16 protein-coding genes (1 of these 16 cut by a window edge) are annotated in these 19,470 nt (G+C 43.3%); 14 read left to right on the top strand and 2 right to left on the bottom strand.

Annotated elements, in window-relative coordinates; translation table 11 throughout:
- The first annotated feature begins 8 nt into the window (after positions 1 to 8).
- Entirely contained in the window at positions 9 to 2,585 is a 2,577-nt protein-coding gene (gene mutS / locus NYE22_RS13145; RefSeq protein WP_003244841.1) for a DNA mismatch repair protein MutS, read from the top strand.
- Between the two features lie 15 nt (positions 2,586 to 2,600).
- Entirely contained in the window at positions 2,601 to 4,484 is a 1,884-nt protein-coding gene (gene mutL / locus NYE22_RS13140; RefSeq protein ID WP_041850821.1) for a DNA mismatch repair endonuclease MutL, read from the top strand.
- 398 nt (positions 4,485 to 4,882) lie between these two features.
- On the opposite strand, the gene NYE22_RS13135 is transcribed toward mutL, so the two are convergent.
- Positions 4,883 to 5,338: a regulatory YrvL family protein gene (locus NYE22_RS13135; RefSeq protein WP_021479270.1), complete on the bottom strand. Its 456-nt coding sequence runs from the start codon at positions 5,336 to 5,338 to the stop codon at positions 4,883 to 4,885.
- Positions 5,339 to 5,492: 154 nt separating this feature from the next.
- Complete coding sequence (locus NYE22_RS13130; RefSeq protein WP_282627388.1) at positions 5,493 to 6,050, bottom strand: hypothetical protein; 558 nt, start codon at positions 6,048 to 6,050, stop codon at positions 5,493 to 5,495.
- A 120-nt stretch (positions 6,051 to 6,170) separates the two neighbouring features.
- On the opposite strand from NYE22_RS13130, the gene NYE22_RS13125 reads away from it, so the two are divergent.
- The 12 genes from NYE22_RS13125 to pksJ form a co-directional block, all read left to right on the top strand.
- Positions 6,171 to 6,788 carry a TetR/AcrR family transcriptional regulator gene (locus NYE22_RS13125; RefSeq protein WP_342411908.1) on the top strand — a complete coding sequence of 206 codons (618 nt, stop codon included), beginning with the start codon at positions 6,171 to 6,173 and terminating at the stop codon, positions 6,786 to 6,788.
- A 189-nt stretch (positions 6,789 to 6,977) separates the two neighbouring features.
- A complete protein-coding gene (locus NYE22_RS13120) occupies positions 6,978 to 7,655 on the top strand; it encodes an MBL fold metallo-hydrolase (RefSeq protein WP_029726478.1) in 678 nt (225 codons plus the stop codon).
- A 110-nt stretch (positions 7,656 to 7,765) separates the two neighbouring features.
- A complete protein-coding gene (locus tag NYE22_RS13115; RefSeq protein WP_342411907.1) occupies positions 7,766 to 8,032 on the top strand; it encodes a hypothetical protein in 267 nt (88 codons plus the stop codon).
- The gene (fabD, locus tag NYE22_RS13110; RefSeq protein ID WP_021479264.1) at positions 8,029 to 8,895 is read left to right on the top strand and encodes an ACP S-malonyltransferase; all 867 of its coding nucleotides are present in this window, start codon (positions 8,029 to 8,031) and stop codon (positions 8,893 to 8,895) included. Before NYE22_RS13115 ends, fabD (NYE22_RS13110) begins: the two co-directional genes overlap by 4 nt.
- 502 nt (positions 8,896 to 9,397) lie before the next feature.
- The gene (locus NYE22_RS13105; RefSeq protein ID WP_161621585.1) at positions 9,398 to 10,372 is read left to right on the top strand and encodes an acyltransferase domain-containing protein; all 975 of its coding nucleotides are present in this window, start codon (positions 9,398 to 9,400) and stop codon (positions 10,370 to 10,372) included.
- On the top strand, positions 10,369 to 12,693 hold the full coding sequence (gene fabD / locus NYE22_RS13100) for an ACP S-malonyltransferase (protein ID WP_342411906.1): 2,325 nt from the start codon (positions 10,369 to 10,371) through the stop codon (positions 12,691 to 12,693). Before NYE22_RS13105 ends, fabD (NYE22_RS13100) begins: the two co-directional genes overlap by 4 nt.
- Positions 12,694 to 12,754: 61 nt before the next feature.
- Positions 12,755 to 13,003: an acyl carrier protein gene (locus NYE22_RS13095; RefSeq protein ID WP_003231809.1), complete on the top strand. Its 249-nt coding sequence runs from the start codon at positions 12,755 to 12,757 to the stop codon at positions 13,001 to 13,003.
- A complete protein-coding gene (gene pksF / locus NYE22_RS13090; protein WP_342411905.1) occupies positions 12,981 to 14,228 on the top strand; it encodes a polyketide biosynthesis malonyl-ACP decarboxylase PksF in 1,248 nt (415 codons plus the stop codon). Before NYE22_RS13095 ends, pksF begins: the two co-directional genes overlap by 23 nt.
- Positions 14,229 to 15,491: a polyketide biosynthesis 3-hydroxy-3-methylglutaryl-ACP synthase PksG gene (gene pksG, locus NYE22_RS13085; protein WP_342411904.1), complete on the top strand. Its 1,263-nt coding sequence runs from the start codon at positions 14,229 to 14,231 to the stop codon at positions 15,489 to 15,491. It abuts the gene before it with no gap.
- A complete protein-coding gene (locus NYE22_RS13080; protein ID WP_342411903.1) occupies positions 15,479 to 16,258 on the top strand; it encodes an enoyl-CoA hydratase/isomerase in 780 nt (259 codons plus the stop codon). Before pksG ends, NYE22_RS13080 begins: the two co-directional genes overlap by 13 nt.
- Before the next feature lie 31 nt (positions 16,259 to 16,289).
- The gene (locus NYE22_RS13075; RefSeq protein WP_021479258.1) at positions 16,290 to 17,039 is read left to right on the top strand and encodes a polyketide synthase; all 750 of its coding nucleotides are present in this window, start codon (positions 16,290 to 16,292) and stop codon (positions 17,037 to 17,039) included.
- A 43-nt stretch (positions 17,040 to 17,082) separates the two neighbouring features.
- On the top strand, positions 17,083 to 19,470 hold the beginning of the coding sequence (gene pksJ, locus NYE22_RS13070) for a polyketide synthase PksJ (protein ID WP_342411902.1). Its footprint extends 12,753 nt past the window's final position; the window shows 2,388 of its 15,141 coding nt (coding positions 1–2,388); the start codon lies at positions 17,083 to 17,085; its stop codon lies beyond the right edge, outside the window.

Below are 19,470 nucleotides of genomic sequence, written 5' to 3'. Positions count from 1 at the left end.
ATTAAACAATGGCCGGTTATACGCCTATGATACAGCAATATTTAAAAATAAAGGCAGAGCACCAGGATGCCTTTTTATTTTTTCGCCTGGGTGATTTTTATGAAATGTTTTTTGAGGACGCCAAAAAAGCGTCACAAGAGCTGGAAATTACGTTAACGAGCAGAGACGGCGGTGCGGCTGAAAAAATACCGATGTGCGGTGTGCCGTATCATTCTGCTTCCGCGTATATCGAACAGCTTATTAAAAAAGGATACAAAGTGGCGATCTGTGAACAGACGGAAGATCCGAAAGCCGCAAAGGGCGTTGTGAAAAGAGAAGTAGTTCAGCTGATTACGCCCGGAACTGTAATGGACGGCAAAGGCATCCATGAGTCGGAAAATAATTTTATCGCATCTGTTTCAGCCTGCTCGAACGGATACGGACTTGCGCTGTCTGATTTAACAACGGGAGAAAATTTGGCTGTTTTGATTGAACGGCTTGAAGACGTCATATCAGAAATTTATTCAGTCGGCGCACGGGAAATCGTGGTTTCAGGAAGCTTGGATGCCGATACAGTGGCACAGCTGAGAGAGCGGTGCGGTGCAACGATTTCAATTGAAGACGGAGAAACAGACGAACACGTAACGATCATTGAGCACTTAAATAATGAAGATATAACAAAAACATTTCTGCGCTTATATACGTATTTGAAAAGAACCCAAAAGCGCAGCCTTGATCATCTTCAGCCCGTGCAGGTGTATGAGCTTGAGGAAGCGATGAAAATTGATTTGTACTCAAAGCGTAATCTGGAGCTGACCGAAACGATCCGTTCAAAAAATAAAAAAGGCTCCCTTTTGTGGCTGCTGGATGAAACAAAAACGGCAATGGGAGGCCGGCTGCTTAAACAGTGGATTGACCGGCCGCTTATCAGAGTCAATCAAATCGAAGAGCGCCAAGAAATGGTGGAAACATTGATGTCCCATTTCTTTGAACGGGAAGATCTGCGTGAACGTTTAAAAGAAGTGTATGACTTAGAACGCCTTGCCGGCCGCGTTGCATTTGGAAATGTCAATGCCCGGGATTTGATTCAGCTGAAGGAATCGTTAAAGCAAGTTCCTGGCATCAAACAGCTGGTTGCTTCATTGGCTCATGACAAGGCCAAGGAACGTGCAAAGCGCATTGACCCTTGCGGGGATGTACTTGAACTGCTGGAAGAAGCGCTGTACGAAAACCCTCCTTTATCGGTAAAAGAAGGGAACCTGATTAAAGATGGTTATAATCAAAAGCTTGATGAATATCGTGATGCAAGCAGAAACGGAAAAGACTGGATTGCCCGCCTGGAACAGCAGGAGCGGGAATACACAGGCATTCGCTCTTTAAAGGTCGGCTTTAATAAAGTTTTCGGTTATTACATTGAAGTGACTAAAGCAAACTTGCATTTGCTTGAGGAAGGGCGTTATGAGCGGAAGCAGACGTTAACCAATGCCGAGCGCTACATTACACCTGAATTAAAAGAAAAAGAAGCGCTCATTTTAGAGGCGGAAAATAACATCTGTGAGCTGGAGTACGAGCTGTTTACCGAGCTGCGCGAGAAAGTGAAGCAGTATATTCCGCGGCTGCAGCAGCTTGCAAAACAGATGAGCGAGCTGGACGCACTGCAATGCTTTGCGACAATCAGTGAAAATCGTCACTACACGAAACCAGAGTTCTCTAAAGATGAAGTCGAAGTGATTGAAGGCAGACACCCGGTTGTTGAAAAAGTCATGGACAGCCAGGAATATGTCCCGAATAACTGTATGATGGGCGATAACAGACAAATGCTTCTCATTACAGGTCCAAACATGTCAGGGAAAAGCACGTATATGAGACAAATCGCGCTCATTTCCATTATGGCGCAAATCGGCTGCTTTGTACCCGCGAAAAAAGCGGTGCTCCCGATTTTCGATCAAATTTTTACGCGAATCGGCGCTGCAGATGATTTGATTTCCGGACAAAGTACATTTATGGTAGAAATGCTTGAAGCGAAAAATGCGATTGTCAATGCGACGAAAAACAGCCTCATTCTGTTTGATGAAATCGGGCGGGGAACGTCCACTTATGACGGCATGGCGCTGGCACAGGCGATTATTGAATATGTTCACGATCATATCGGCGCCAAGACGCTGTTCAGTACACACTATCACGAGCTGACCGTTCTTGAGGACAAGCTGCCCCAGCTGAAAAACGTTCATGTTCGCGCTGAAGAATATAACGGAACGGTTGTCTTTCTTCATCAAATTAAAGAAGGTGCCGCTGATAAAAGCTATGGTATCCATGTAGCTCAGCTTGCCGAACTGCCGGGAGATCTGATTGCGCGCGCCCAAGATATTTTAAAAGAGCTTGAGCATTCAGGAAACAAACCGGAAGTGCCGGTGCAGAAACCTCAGGTGAAAGAAGAGCCGGCACAGCTGTCCTTTTTTGACGAAGCGGAAAAGCCGGCTGAAACACCAAAGCTTTCAAAAAAAGAAAAGCAAGTGATCGATGCTTTCAAATCACTTAATATACTGGATATGACACCGCTTGAAGCGATGAATGAAATGTACAAGCTGCAAAAGAAATTACATTAAAACGGGGTGATGAATGTGGCAAAAGTCATCCAGCTGTCAGATGAGCTTTCAAATAAAATAGCGGCGGGCGAGGTTGTGGAACGGCCCGCCTCAGTCGTCAAAGAATTGGTGGAAAATGCGATCGACGCTGACAGCACAGTCATTGAAATCGATATTGAGGAAGCAGGCCTTGCATCCATTCGGGTCTTGGATAACGGCGAAGGAATGGAGAATGAAGATTGCAAGCGAGCTTTCCGCCGCCACGCAACGAGTAAAATAAAAGATGAAAATGATTTATTCAGGGTGAGAACGCTCGGTTTCAGGGGAGAAGCCCTGCCGAGTATCGCGTCAGTCTCTCATCTGGAGATTACAACAAGCACTGGTGAAGGAGCTGGGACGAAGCTCGTCCTCCAAGGAGGAAACATCATTTCCGAATCGCGTTCCTCAAGCAGGAAGGGAACTGAAATTGTCGTTTCCAACCTGTTTTTTAACACACCGGCCCGTTTGAAATATATGAAAACCGTTCATACAGAGCTTGGAAACATTACAGACGTGGTTAACCGTATTGCTCTGGCGCATCCAGAGGTATCGATCCGCCTGCGCCATCATGGGAAAAACCTGCTTCAAACGAACGGAAACGGAGATGTGCGCCATGTACTGGCAGCGATTTACGGCACGGCTGTCGCCAAAAAAATGCTTCCGCTGCATGCGAGCTCCTTGGATTTTGAAGTAAAGGGATATATCGCCCTCCCAGAGATTACACGGGCGTCGAGAAACTATATGTCGTCTGTGGTCAATGGCCGTTACATTAAAAATTTCCCGCTCGTCAAAGCGGTTCATGAAGGCTATCATACGCTTCTGCCGATCGGACGCCATCCGATTACTTTTATAGAAATTACGATGGACCCGATTTTAGTCGATGTCAACGTGCATCCATCGAAGCTTGAGGTCCGGCTCAGCAAGGAAACAGAGCTTCATGACTTAATTCGTGACGGAATTAAAGATGTATTTAAACAGCAGCAGCTGATTCCGAGTGCCCAGCTCCCGAAAAAATCGGCACCTGTTATCAAAAATGAGCAGCAGTTCATAACCTTTGATGAAAAGCCTCCGGAAAAAAAAGTTCCGGAAAAATCGACTGCGCCATCTTATTCACCAATGAAGCTCAGCTCAGTCGTGAAAGAGCCGGTTGATGCGGAGGAAGAATTGCCACCTCTCCAATTTGATGCTCCTCCTATCGTTGATCAGAAACAAATCCTTGAGGTGTCCGATGTTTCAGCGAAAGAGCCAGATACATTTGAGCAGGAATGCCATGAGGGACAGCAGCAGCCAGCGTCTGAGCGGGTTCCAATTATGTACCCGATCGGCCAGATGCACGGGACTTATATATTGGCACAAAACGAAAACGGCCTGTATATTATCGACCAGCACGCCGCCCAAGAACGTATTAAATATGAGTACTTTCGTGAAAAGGTGGGGGAGGTTGAGCCTGAGGTGCAGGATATGATTGTACCGCTGACGTTCCACTACTCCACAAATGAGGCTTTGATTATTGAACAGCACAAACAAGAGCTCGAAAGCGTCGGTGTCTTTTTAGAGTCATTCGGCTCTAACAGTTACATCGTCCGTTGCCACCCGGCCTGGTTTCCAAAGGGAGAAGAAGCAGAGCTTATAGAAGAAATCATTCAGCAGGTGCTCGACTCCAAAAATATAGATATTAAAAAACTCCGCGAGGAAGCGGCGATTATGATGAGCTGCAAAGGCTCCATCAAAGCAAATCGCCACCTCAGAAACGATGAAATCAAAGCGCTTCTGGACGACCTCCGAAGCACATCAGACCCATTTACATGCCCGCACGGCCGCCCGATCATCATTCACCACTCGACATATGAGATGGAAAAGATGTTCAAACGCGTGATGTAGCGGGGGTGGTAGGCATTGATCCATTCTCTGAATGGATCAATGCTTTTTTTTGTACTCCTTCGAGTGTCAGATTATAAGAAACAGTTGTAAACGTGTGAGCAGTGTTAACGCATTATACTTCATGGTTCCTCCGTATAACAAAATATCCATTTACAGGCAATTGGGATTAATGTATATTTTGGGTGAGGAGGTGGAAACATATGGAATGTGGTCCGAAGATCATTATCTTTTTGGATGAACTTGATGATCCAAATGTGAGAATCATTTTAGAATGCAGAATTTAAATTACAACATTGTGTTTTGCTCCCTGTTCGTGTGAACAGGGAGATTTTTTCGTTTATATAACTGTTGATGTCCAAATATAGGGTGTTATGAATTTTCCATATCTGCCATCGGCTTTAAGCTGCTTCTCTATTAGGCTGGTTATCAAAAGCAAGTTCAATGAAAGCCATGAAAGCTGATATCACAACAAGCAAGATATCTGGAATATAAATAGACTGCATAAAGTAATCTGCAAAACAAATTGTTATAAGATTGCTGATAAAATACAGTATAAAAGCAAAAAGTGCAGTCTTTTTCAATGAAAGTGATTTTGCCAAAATGATAGAGAGAATCTTTGTGAGTGGGTCTATGATTAAACCTACAGCAAAGCAGGCTAAAATAAATAAAGCTAATGTTTGATTGGAAGCGTATGTGATGCCAAGTATGGAGAATAAGCCTTTCATCCCGAAGAAAAAGCCGCCGAAGATGACTGCAAGCGCAATGGCCGCGATAAAAGTGATAGATACAATTCCGATTAATTTTGATCTCAGGTTAAAATCTTTAGAGTGCTCGTTCTGTTCTTTTTGGTTCAAGTATGACACTCCCTTCCCCTGCTTACTCATACAAACAGCACCCTTGAATCAGCCCAAAATATCTATAAGTCTATTTTCTAACGAAAATAGTATAGCATATTTTAACAAAACCAAAAAAGGTCCTTTCCACTGGGGAAGGGCCTTTTTCTTCATGTTAACTCCTGAGATTCGCCGAAGCTTTCTCTTTTTTTGGCCAAATAAAATAGCTGGCTGTAATGAGAAAGTCAATGCCTATAATGACAGTCCACAGTTTAAGAATGCCGCTCAACGCCTCGGTTCGGGCAGAGTCATTGATAAAATAGATCATCCCTGCCAATAGTCCCGCACCAATTAAGTAGGCCAGCACATGTCTTAGCCAGCCTTTCGCACCGTGCTTGGCATGGTCCATTCCAAAACGTTTCAGCGGTTTTGCGCCTTTTTTTGTCACATAATATTGAAATTTTTCATCTGCCCATTGAATCATTTGTTTTCCATAAGCGATCGATATACCGATGTAAACAGCTGCAATCCCATGGGCTGCGGTCGCTGAGGCTCCGCGGTAAAGGTCCACACCAGTTACCGCTAACAAGATCAAATCGATAACTGGAGTTAAGGCAAGGAATAGCAGTCCTAATGTATGTCGTTTGAATACGTAGCGTACAGCAAGCCCCAAAACAATGACAACCCAAAACGCAATTTCACAGAAAACAATCATCCATGCGATACCGTTCAATCCATTTCCCTCTTTTCAATACAGTTGTATTATTTTAATAATATGTTATCATCTTTGTTTTTGTAACACAACTGTATTATAAAAATTGCCCTCTCATTTTTTTCTTGTTACAATAAAGCTATGCCAAAACAAATTGACCATGAGAAAAGAAGAAAACAAATTGCAGAAGCAACGTGGCGCGTCATTTTAGAACGAGGGATGGAGGGAGCATCAGCCAGAAATATTGCAAAGGAAGCAGGATTGTCATTAGGTGCGCTGCGCCATTATTTCTCTACACAGGATGAATTGCTTGCTTTTGCAATGAAACTTGTCCAAGAAAAGGTGACGGACCGAATTAAGGACATTGCAGTGAGGGATTTGCTCCCTAAGAAAAAAGTGTTGCAAATTTTGCTTGAAATGGTCCCAACGAATGAAGAAACGATTAGAGAGATGGAGGTTTGGTTTGCTTTTACTGCTTACGCCAGACATAAAAAGGATATGTTTGATGCGAATCATGACGGGATTTTCAGCGGCATGCGGGATCTGATTGCCTATTTAGATGAATCCGATTTACTGAAGCAGAATGCTGATAAAGACATTGAAGCTGAGAGACTTTACGCGCTTGTTGACGGCTTGGCTTTACATGCCATGCTTGACCCTATGCGAGTGAATAAAGACCGAATTAAGCGGGTCATTATGCAGCATGTAGAGTCAATTTGCGTGGAAGATACACGTGAGACACAAAAACGACATCCTTAAGGCGCTAGTGCGAAAAGCGATTCTTGTTGGGCATGCGTCCAAAAGAGTCGCTTTTTTATTTTCAAAGAACAAGGATCTCTGAAAAAAATGGAAAACAATCATGCTGTTTGGTAAAGTGGAATGAAAGACGGACTGAGGGGTGAACACTGGTCCATCGTTTAAGAACTTTACATGATAGGGATGGTATAAATGAATCTTACTTACAAGGTGCATCCAATTAAAACAAGGTATCAGGGCTGGACGAATTATTGCTATATCATTGAAGATATTGTAAGCAGATCTGCAATTGTTGTTGATCCCTCATGGGAATTGAGTAAGATAACCACTACACTTTCTGAACTCGAAGCGGAATTAAAGGCAGTCGCATTGACACACTCTCATTATGATCATGTAAATCTGGTAGACCCGCTGACGAAGATGTTTAACGCTCAAGTTTATATGTCAAAAAAAGAAATTGATTATTATCAATTCCGATGCAGAAATTTAATTAGCCTAGATGATCATCAGACAATCAGCATAGGAAACACAAGAGCACAATGCCTTCTCACACCGGGGCATACAGCCGGCGGAATGTGTTATTTGTTTTCTGAGAGTATTTTTACCGGAGATACGGTGTTTACAGAAGGGTGCGGCATATGTGAGGATGATGGCAGCTCTGCGGAAGAGATGTTTGATAGTATTCAAAGAATAAAGTCGGAGGTTTCACCCCATGTACGGGTGTATCCTGGTCACTCATTTGGCAAATTGCCCGGCCATTCGATAAAGGATCTTTATCAGCATAATATTTACTTTCAAATTGATAAGAAAGAATATTTTGTGAAATTTCGCACTCGTAAAAACCAAAAAGGTATTTTTGATTTTAAATAATCCTTCTGAATCTATTATCCTATTTTTCTTCGAATATCTAAATGATTTTTATTTTCGAAAATGATTACATAGATGGGTGTTATTTATTTTGAAAACTCATTTGAAAGAAAATGAAGCGCATTATCATGATATGGCGCCCTATACGTAATCCGGGTCTTTTTTCTTATGTTCTGTTATATCTCCTGATCCTTTATTCCTCAATGGAAAAAAGCAGAAAAACAATCGAGCAAATTGTAGGAAAAATTAACTTGACGGATAATATTTACAGAGGTTACCATCAACATGAACATGCTACTATTTATCCGGTCATCACTATTATAAAGTCATACAGAAGTGAAACACATCTACTAATCGGAAGGGTGGCTTTGAGAGAATGATCACATATGTTTTTCCAGGTCAGGGTTCACAGAAACAGGGAATGGGCAGCGGCCTATTCGATGAATTTAAAGAACTGACGGATCAGGCAGATGAGATCTTAGGATATTCAATCAAACGTCTTTGCCTGGAAAATCCTTATTCCAATTTAAACAAAACGCAATTTACTCAGCCGGCGTTATATGTGGTAAACGCACTAAGCTATCTGAAAAAAATCAAGGATGAAGAAGTTAAACCTGACTTTGTCGCCGGGCACAGCTTGGGTGAATACAATGCGTTATTTGCAGCTGAAGCCTTTGATTTTAAGACAGGTTTACAGCTTGTCAGAAAAAGAGGCGAACTGATGAGTCTGATAAGCAACGGCGGTATGGCAGCTGTTATGGGACTAAATGAAGAGCAGGTTGCAAAGGCTCTGAAAGAATATCATTTACATGATGTTGATATCGCTAATGTGAATGCCCCATATCAAATTGTAATTTCAGGAAAAAAAGATGAGATTGAAAAAGCCGCATCTCTTTTTGAAACGATGACTGAAGTTACAATGGTACTCCCCTTAAACGTAAGCGGCGCGTTTCATTCCAGATACATGAATAAAGCAAAAGAAGAATTCGAGGAATTCCTTCATGCCTTTTATTTTTCGCCTCCGTCTATCCCGGTTATTTCTAATGTGTATGCCAAACCGTATACATACGAATTCATGAAACAGACGCTGGCTGATCAAATTAATCACTCAGTGAAATGGACTGACAGCATAAGATACTTAATGAAAAAAGGCCATATGGAGTTTGAGGAGGTAGGGCCTGGAAATGTTTTAACTGGGTTAATTCATCGCATAAAGAAAGATGCGGAAGCAATGCCCCGCTAAAGCATTTGCCCCTATGGCCGTGTACCTCATCAATCAGGTCTAAACACAGATTTCCTTTCATTTAAGGTATAAAGTTTTAAAGATTCAATCGTTCGATTGACACTGTTTCTAATTGAATAACTTTATATACTGTTACATAAAGAGGCTGATAAATTAAGTTAGACATTTGAACTATGTCAGCCGGTCTGTCAAACCATCGCTCCCACATCTAGATGGTCCATTTTTTAACCTCACCCACCAATCATAGAGTCGATGTTCTTTGCTGATCCTGTTATCATGTTACATCAATTTTGAGATATCAACATACATCTACGATCACATCATAAATGAACTGCATCCAGAGCACCAATAGCAATCCTTCCAAGTTGAATCTCCTTTACTTTTTCACATATGTCTTTTCCATTTATTAATTTCATTTCAATCGCTGCTATGTGCTTTACAACATACATGGAAATAAGAAATCCAATAGCCGTCATAAATATAAAAAAAGAAGGTTATACACATGAATGAACCGCTTGTTTTTATGTTTTCCGGGCAAGGTTCCCAATACTATCACATGGGGAAAGAACTATTTAAGGAAAATACCGTGTTTCGCCAATCTATGCTTGAAATGGATGACATTGCAGCACGGCGAATTGGCACATCCATTGTTGAAGAAATCTACCATCCAGGTAAACGTATGTCAGATCCGTTTGACAGTATTCTTTTTTCCCACCCCGCCATTTTTATGATTGAGTATTCCTTATATAAGGTTTTGGAAGACAGGGGAATCTCTCCTGATTACGTATTGGGATCAAGTCTGGGAGAATTCGCAGCAGCGGCAGTTTCTGGTGTGTCAGACGCAGAGGATATACTGGATTGCATACTTGAACTGGCTATTATCATCCAAAATTCCTGCGATAAAGGAAAAATGGTGGCCATTCTGGACAAACCGCAATTGCTGAATGATTATCCGCTACTGTTTGGAAATAGTGAACTCATTTCTATCAATTATGATTCGCACTTCGTCATTTCTGGTGAAGAAGATCATATAAGGAAGATTATGGAGGATTTAAAGGAGAAGCAGATTCTTTGCCAGCTGCTTCCTGTGGCCTATGCCTTTCATTCTTCGCTTATTGATCCGGCAGAGAGTGCCTATGCAGAATTTTTAAGATCAAAATCTTTTAAAAAACCGTCAATACCGATTGTATCGAGCTTAACGGGAAGCTGCCTTCACGTAATGGACGAGAATTTCTTTTGGAATGCGGTCAGAAAGCCAATGATGTTTCGTGAAGCGATTCGATATTTGGAAAGCCAGCATACATGCAAGTTTATCGATTTAGGGCCATCCGGCACCTTAGCTGCTTTTGTGAAACAGCTGATTCCGGGTGATTCAGCTGACCGTTGCTGCTCAATCATAACACCATTTCATCAGGAGCTGAAAAATCTGAATACGGTTGAGTATTTCCGTACACCAGAAAGGAAGTTTACAAGATGATTACATATGTCTTTCCAGGGCAAGGCTCCCAGCAAAAGGGGATGGGACAAGGCCTATTTGAACAATATCAGCATTTGACTGATCAAGCAGATCAAATATTGGGCTATTCAATAGAGAAGCTATGTACCGAAAAATCATATCTGGATGTAAATCATACTGAATACACGCAGCCGGCTTTGTACGTTGTTAATGCACTTAGTTACTTGAAGAGAGTAGAGGAGACCGGCAGAAAACCTGATTTTGCGGCAGGACATAGCTTAGGAGAATACAATGCGCTGATGGCAGCCGGTGCCTTTGATTTTGAAACCGGATTAAAGCTCGTCAAAAAAAGAGGAGAATTGATGGGACGAATTACAGGGGGCGGAATGGCTGCTGTGATCGGCCTGAGTAAGGAACAAGTTACAGCCGTTTTAGGAGAGCACCGTCTTCATGACATTGATGTGGCAAATGAAAATACGCCCCGGCAAATTGTGATTTCTGGCCCGAAAAAAGAGATTGAAAAAGCTCGGGCTGTTTTTGAAAACACCAAGGATGTAAAGCTGTTTCATCCATTAAATGTGAGCGGAGCTTTTCATTCCAGATATATGAATGAAGCCAAACAGGTATTTAAGCAATATATTGACTCATTCCAATTTGCACCTTTGGCGATCCCGGTTATCTCCAATGTCTACGCAGAGCCATACCATCAAGACAGATTAAAAGATACATTATCTGAACAGATGGACAACACAGTGAAATGGACGGACAGCATTCGTTTCCTGATGGGAAGAGGAGAAATGGAGTTTGAAGAGATTGGGCCTGGAACTGTTTTAACCGGTCTCATTCATCGGATTAAAAATGAGTCTGAACCATTGACATATGTACCGAAAAAGAACCCCGCGATCAGTGCGCATCTAAAGGAACAGGCGGAAGCCGCTGACCATCAATCGAATGTTCAAGCCGGGATTACGGCAGAATCTTTAGGAAGTGCTGAATTTAAACAAGATTATCATCTTACATATGCTTATCTTGCAGGAGGAATGTACCGCGGCATTGCTTCGAAAGAAATGGTAGTAAAGCTGTCAAGAGCGGGAATGATGGGGTTCTTTGGCACAGGAGGTCTGAGGCTGAAAGAGGTTGAAGATGCGATCCATGCTATACAAGGTGAATTAGGGAAAGGACAAGCCTATGGCATCAATCTGGTCCACAATATGAAACATACTGAATCAGAAGAAAAAATGATCGATCTTTTATTGAGGAATCAAGTGAGCATTGTGGAGGCTTCAGCATTTTTAAGTGTCACTCCTGCATTAGTAAGGTACCGCGCAAAAGGAGTGAAACGAAATCAAAATGGTGACGTTATATGCTCAAATCGTCTCATAGCAAAAATATCACGGCCGGAAGTTGCAGAATCATTTCTGAGTCCTGCGCCTGAGAATATGCTGCAAAAGCTTTTAGGAGAAAATAAAATCACTATGAACGAAGCTGAGTTGTTGCGGTGTATTCCGATGGCTGACGATATTTGTGTAGAAGCTGATTCAGGTGGTCATACAGATGGCGGTGTAGCATACAGCCTGATGCCGGCGATGACATCTTTAAGAGATGAAATGATGAAAAAATATCAATACCGGAAAAAAATAAGAGTTGGTGCAGCTGGAGGAATTGGAACACCTGAGGCAGCGATGGCGGCTTTTATGCTAGGAGCTGATTTTATTCTAACAGGCTCAATCAATCAATGTACGGTTGAGGCGGCAACAAGTGATAAAGTAAAGGATTTGCTTCAGCAGATGAATGTACAAGATACAGCCTATGCGCCTGCAGGTGATATGTTTGAATCGGGCAGTAAAGTGCAGGTGCTAAAGAAAGGTGTGTTCTTTCCCGCACGGGCAAACAAGTTATATGAACTGTACCAGCGGTATGGGTCTATACGTGAGCTGGATGCAAAGATGCTGGCCCAGCTTGAGGAGAAATACTTTAAACGCAGTATAGAAGACATATATAAAGATATTGCATTGCATTATCCCGCGGCAGACATTGAGAAGGCTGAACAAAACCCGAAGCATAAAATGGCTTTGATTTTCCGATGGTACTTCAGATACAGCTCAAAATTGGCAATCAGCGGAAGCGAACATTCGAAGGTTGATTATCAAATTCACTGCGGTCCCGCGCTGGGAGCCTTTAATCAATGGGTTAAAGGATCGCAATTAGAAAATTGGCGAAACCGCCATGTGGATGAAATCGGGAAAAAATTAATGACAGAAACGGCGGTATTGCTTCATGAACGGATGCAATCGATGTATCAGCCGTCGCATGAAACAGACAACATAAAAATGAAAGTTTGAATATTATGAAAATACACCTATAAAAATCATTAAAATAATCCCTCGAAGGAGAGAGCGTATTATGGATAAACAGAGAATCTTTGAAGTACTAATCACCAATATTTGCGAGGTGCTCCCTGAATTAGACGGACACAGATTTGAGCCTGAAGATCAGTTAGTTGAGCTAGGAGCTGACTCTGTAGACAGAGCTGAAATTATCACGATGGTGCTAGAGGATTTATCGTTAAAAATCCCTCGCATTGAGCTATCCGGGGTGAAAAACATCGGTGAATTAGCTGAGGTGCTTTATGACAAAGTGCAATCTGCCTGAGGTGGTGGTGACCGGTGTAGGCGTTACGGCCTCTATCGGTCAAGGGAAAGAGGACTTTGCTTCCTCGCTGCTGTCCGGCAGACATGCCTTTGATGTCATGAAGCGTTCAGGCAGACAAAAAGACAGCCGGTTTATCGGAGCCGAAATTGCGTCATTGTCTTATCCTGACCGACTCTCTAAAAAAATGTTGCGAAAAGCATCATTCTCCAGCCGCGCTGCATTGGTAACTCTCACAGAGGCTTGGGAGGAGGCTGAATTGGACGATGCAGATTCCTCACGTATCGGACTGGTTGTTGGCGGATCAAATTTTCAACAGAGAGAAAACTTTGAAGTTTATGAAAGGTATCAAGACCGCTCCGGTTTTATTTCTCCGGCGTATGGTCTGTCTTTCATGGACAGCGATCTTTGCGGGATATGTACAGATCAGTTTGGCATCACGGGATTAGCATATACGGTGGGAGGAGCTTCGGCCAGCGGCCAGTTAGCAGTCATTCATGCGATTCAGCAAGTCCTGTCAGGCGAAGTTGATACTTGCATAGCACTTGGTGCTTTAATGGATCTTTCTTATATGGAATGCGAGGCGCTAAGGGCTTTAGGCGCTATGGGGACGGACAAATATGCTGATGAACCTGAAAATGCGTGCCGTCCTTTCGATCAAAACAGAGACGGGTTTATCTATGGAGAATCGTGCGGTGCATTGATAATAGAACGAAAGGAGACGGCTTTACGAAGAGGTCTAAAACCTTATGCAGCATTGTCTGGCTGGTCAATCAAACTGGACGGAAACCGGAATCCTGATCCTTCATTAGAAGGAGAGATTCATGTCATCCAGAAGGCACTGGAGCGTGCCAGGCTTTTACCAGAAGATATTGATTATATTAATCCTCATGGAACAGGCTCTTTTATTGGAGATGAAATAGAATTAAAGGCGCTCCGTGCATGCCGGCTTTCCCATGCTTATATCAATGCAACAAAATCGATAACCGGACACGGGCTTAGTGCGGCGGGCATCGTAGAGATTATTTCTGTTTTGCTGCAAATGAAAAAATCTGCCCTGCATCCGAGCAGGAATTTGGATCATCCAATCGATGATTCCTTTCATTGGGTAAATGAGAAATCGATTTCATACCGCATCAAAAATGCGCTGAGCTTAAGCATGGGGTTTGGCGGAATGAACACCGCGGTTTGTATACAAAACATTGAGAAATGTGGAGGCGAATCATAAATGGTTTCAGCCGGAATAGAAGCGATGAATGTCTTTGGCGGAACGGCATACCTTGATGTCATGGAGCTGGCCAAATACAGACACTTAGATACTGCGAGATTTGAAAACTTATTAATGAAAGAAAAAGCGGTAGCACTGCCTTATGAAGATCCCGTGACCTTCGGAGTCAATGCAGCTAAGCCGATTATTGATGCTTTATCTGAAGCAGAGAAGGACCGGATTGAATTGCTGATCACTTGCTCTGAATCCGGGATCGACTTTGGGAAATCGTTAAGTACATATATCCATGAATATTTAGGTCTCAACCGCAACTGCCGTTTGTTTGAGGTTAAACAGGCGTGTTATTCAGGGACAGCGGGATTTCAGATGGCGGTGAATTTTATATTATCCCAGACTTCTCCGGGTGCCAAAGCACTGGTTATCGCCAGTGATATTTCACGTTTTTTAATCGCTGAGGGCGGAGACGCTTTAAGCGAAGATTGGTCTTATGCGGAACCGAGCGCCGGAGCGGGAGCGGTGGCCGTTTTAGTTGGCGAAAATCCCGAGGTGTTTCAGATAGATCCCGGAGCAAATGGTTATTACGGCTATGAAGTGATGGACACGTGCCGCCCCATTCCCGACAGTGAAGCGGGAGATTCTGATCTGTCTTTAATGTCATATTTGGATTGCTGCGAACAGACCTTTCTGGAATATCAAAAGCGTGTACCGGGTGCCAATTATCAGGACACGTTTCAATATCTTGCTTACCATACGCCCTTTGGCGGGATGGTGAAAGGCGCGCACCGGACAATGATGCGTAAGGTGGCGAAGGTGAAAACATCCGGGATTGAGACGGATTTTTTAACTCGGGTAAAACCAGGGTTAAACTACTGTCAACGAGTTGGAAATATTATGGGGGCAGCCTTGTTTCTGGCATTGGCCAGCACGATAGACCAAGGGAGGTTTGATTCGCCTAAACGAATTGGCTGTTTTTCCTACGGATCCGGCTGCTGTTCTGAATTTTACAGCGGAATTACAACTCCGCAAGGCCAGGAGCGTCAGCGAACATTTGGTATTGAGAAGCATTTGGACCGCCGGTATCAGCTCTCCATGGAAGAGTATGAGCTATTGTTTAAGGGGAGCGGGATGGTGCGGTTTGGGACGCGCAATGTAAAGCTGGACTTTGAGATGATACCGCGTATCATGCAGTCCACTCAAGAGAAGCCGCGCTTGTTTTTAGAAGAAATTTCTGAGTTTCATCGGAAGTACAGGTGGATCTCGTGACCTATCAAACGATAAAGGTCCGCTTTCAAGCGTCGGTTTGCTATATTACCTTTCACCGTCCTGAAGCGAATAATACGATTAATGACACGCTGATAGAAGAATGCTTGCAAGTGTTAAATCAATGTGAAACATCAACGGTGACGGTTGTCGTTTTAGAGGGGCTTCCCGAGGTGTTTTGTTTTGGAGCTGATTTTCAAGAAATCTATCAGGAAATGAAAAGGGGCAGAAAACAGGCAAGCTCCCAAGAGCCTCTCTATGATTTGTGGCTGAAATTGCAGACCGGCCCTTATGTCACGATTTCGCATGTCAGGGGAAAAGTGAATGCCGGCGGTATTGGATTTGTATCTGCCACAGATATTGCCATTGCTGATCAGACGGCGTCATTCAGTCTCTCTGAGCTGCTATTCGGCCTGTACCCTGCTTGTGTTTTACCGTTTCTGATCCACCGTATCGGCCGGCAGAAAGCGCATTATATGACGCTTATGACAAAGCCGATTTCCGTTCAGGAAGCCAGTGAATGGGGGTTAATAGATGCTTATGATGCTGAAAGTGACGTGCTGCTGAGAAAGCATTTATTGCGTTTGCGGAGGCTGAATAAAAAAGGAATCGCACATTATAAACAGTTTATAAGCTCACTTGATCATCAAGTCAGTCGTGCGAAAGCCACCGCTTTAACTGCAAATCAAAACATGTTTTCTGATCCTCAAAACCAAATGGGAATCATCAGGTATGTTGAAACAGGACAATTCCCATGGGAGGATCAGTAACCGTTTCAATCAGAACCATTAGGAGGACATCATGACGCATTCTGTTGTAGAGCTTATCGAAATTGAATCCGCCATTATTCAGGTAAAGATGCAAGATCGCACTCATAAAAACGCGTTTTCACAAGAACTTACGGATGGTTTAATTCAAGCGTTTGAATACATACGGCAGAACCCCAAATACAAAGCGGTTATTTTGACAGGATATGATAATTATTTTGCTTCAGGAGGAACGCAAGAAGGACTGCTTCGAATTCAACAGGGATTGACCAAGTTCACTGATGACAATCTTTATTCTCTGGCGCTGGATTGTGAGATTCCAGTTATTGCGGCAATGCAGGGCCATGGAATTGGAGGCGGCTTTGTCATGGGGCTCTTTGCTGACATAGTCATTCTGAGCAGGGAAAGCGTGTATACGGCTAATTTTATGAAATACGGATTTACTCCTGGAATGGGCGCTACCTTTATCGTTCCTAAAAAACTGGGTTTCAGCCTGGCCCAGGAAATATTATTGAATGCGGGCAGCTACCGCGGAGCTGATCTTGAAAAAAGAGGGGTTCCCTTTAAGGTGCTGCCCCGTGCAGAAGTGTTAAATTATGCAGTGGAGCTGGCGCAAGAATTGGCGGAAAAGCCGAGAAACTCACTGGTTACACTGAAAGATCATTTGGTTGCCCCGCTTCGCGATCAGCTGCCGCGCGTCATTGAACAGGAATTGATGATGCATGAGAAAACATTTCATCATGAAGAAGTCAAAAGTAGAATCAAAGGTTTATATGGTAATTAACTGAAATATATATAAATTTTGCAGGTGAAATGGAGGCAGCGTGATGAGAAATAATGATAATATCCGCATATTGGCTAATCCTTCTGTCAGTCATGGTGAGCCTTTACATATATCTGAAAAGCAGCCGGCAACAATACCTGAAGTTTTATACAGAACGGCGGCGGAGCTTGGGGATACAAAGGGAATCATTTATTTGCAGCCGGATGGAACTGAAGTTTACCAATCATACAGACGATTATGGGATGATGGACTGCGTATTGCGAAGGGGCTTCGCCAATCAGGCCTGAAAGCAAAACAAAGCGTGATTTTGCAGCTTGGTGACAATTCACAGCTTCTCCCTGCGTTCTGGGGGTCTGTGTTAACAGGGGTTGTTCCGGCTCCGTTAGCCGTTCCGCCAACGTATGCTGAATCGAGCAGCGGCACTCAAAAGCTGAAAGACGCATGGACGCTTCTTGGCAAGCCAGCGGTGATTACGGACCGAGGGATACACCAGGAAATGCTCGATTGGGCAAAAGAACAAGGGCTTGAAGGGTTCAGGGCAATTGCTGTAGAGGATCTGCTCAGCGCTGAAGCGGACACAGATTGGCATCAATCCAGTCCCGAAGACTTAGCGCTTTTATTGCTGACTTCAGGCAGTACGGGAACGCCCAAAGCAGTTATGCTTAATCATCGTAACATTATGAGCATGGTGAAAGGGATTATTCAAATGCAAGGCTTCACCAGAGAGGATATTACGTTTAACTGGATGCCGTTTGACCATGTCGGAGGGATCGGAATGCTGCATTTGCGGGATGTTTATCTTGGCTGTCAGGAAATTAACGTCTCAAGCGAAACGATCTTAATGGAGCCGTTGAAATGGCTGGATTGGATTGATCATTACCGAGCTTCTGTTACGTGGGCGCCGAATTTTGCGTTTGGTCTGGTCACTGATTTTGCAGAAGAAATAAAAGATAGGAAATGGGATCTGTCTTCAATGCGATACATGCTCAATGGCGGTGAAGCAATGGTAGCCAAGGTAGGGCGCAGAATACTTGAGCTTTTAGAACCACATGGACTGCCTGCTGACGCCATCCGACCTGCATGGGGAATGTCCGAAACTTCATCGGGTGTTATTTTTTCTCATGAATTTACCCGGGCTGGAACAAGTGATGATGATCATTTTGTTGAAATAGGCTCTCCAATCCCCGGCTTCTCTATGAGAATTGTGAATGACCATAATGAATTGGTTGAAGAGGGCGAGATCGGCCGTTTTCAAGTCTCGGGTCTTTCTGTTACTAGCGGTTATTACCAGCGGCCTGATTTGAATGAGAGTGTGTTTACAGAAGACGGCTGGTTTGAAACCGGAGATCTTGGCTTTTTGCGAAACGGGCGCTTAACCATAACAGGCCGTACGAAAGATGCAATTATCATTAACGGCATTAATTATTACAGTCATGCAATTGAGTCTGCAGTTGAAGAATTATCTGAAATTGAAACTTCTTATACTGCTGCTTGCGCTGTCCGTCTGGGCCAGAATTCAACAGATCAGCTGGCTATCTTCTTTGTTACTTCCGCAAAATTAAATGATGAGCAGATGTCTCAGCTTCTTAGAAACATACAATCCCATGTCTCACAAGTGATCGGAGTCACCCCGGAATATTTGCTGCCTGTACAAAAAGAAGAGATTCCAAAAACGGCTATCGGAAAGATCCAGCGCACCCAGCTAAAAACTTCATTTGAAAATGGAGAGTTCGACCGCTTGCTACATAAACCCAATCGGATGAACGATGCGGTCCAGGATGAGGAGATACAGCAAGCAGACCAGGTGAAAAGAGTAAGGGAAGAAATACAGAAGCATCTGCTCACCTGTTTGACTGAGGAGCTGCACGTTTCCCGCGATTGGGTGGAGCCAAATGCAAATATCCAAAGTCTTGGTGTGAATTCTATCAAGTTGATGAAGCTCATTCGATCGATCGAGAAAAACTACCATATCAAACTAACAGCCAGAGAGATACATCAATATCCTACAATTGAACGCTTAGCCAGCTATCTATCAGAACATGAAGACCTCAGCAGCTTGTCTGCTGACAAAAAGGGCACGGACACATATAAAACCGAACCGGAAAGGAGTCAGGCAACTTTTCAGCCTCTCTCTGAGGTTCAAAAAGGATTATGGACATTGCAAAAAATGTCACCCGAAAAAAGTGCATATCACGTACCTCTCTGTTTTAAATTTTCGTCAGGGCTTCACCTTGAAACATTACAGCAGGCTTTCGGCCTTGTATTGAATCAGCACCTAATCTTAAAGCACGTCATCCAAGAGAAAGACGGAATGCCATTTCTTAAAAATGAGCCAGCACTTTCAATTGAAATCAAGACAGAAAATATCTCAAGTATGAAAAAGTCTGATATTCCTGCTTTTCTTAGGAAGAAAGTAAAGGAGCCGTATGTA

Origin of the sequence: Bacillus sp. FSL K6-1560 (assembly GCF_038592935.1) — a bacterium.
GTDB lineage: Bacteria > Bacillota > Bacilli > Bacillales > Bacillaceae > Bacillus > Bacillus subtilis.
The sequence above is the reverse complement of the archived record's forward strand: the minus strand, read 5'-3'. Positions and strand labels throughout refer to the sequence as shown.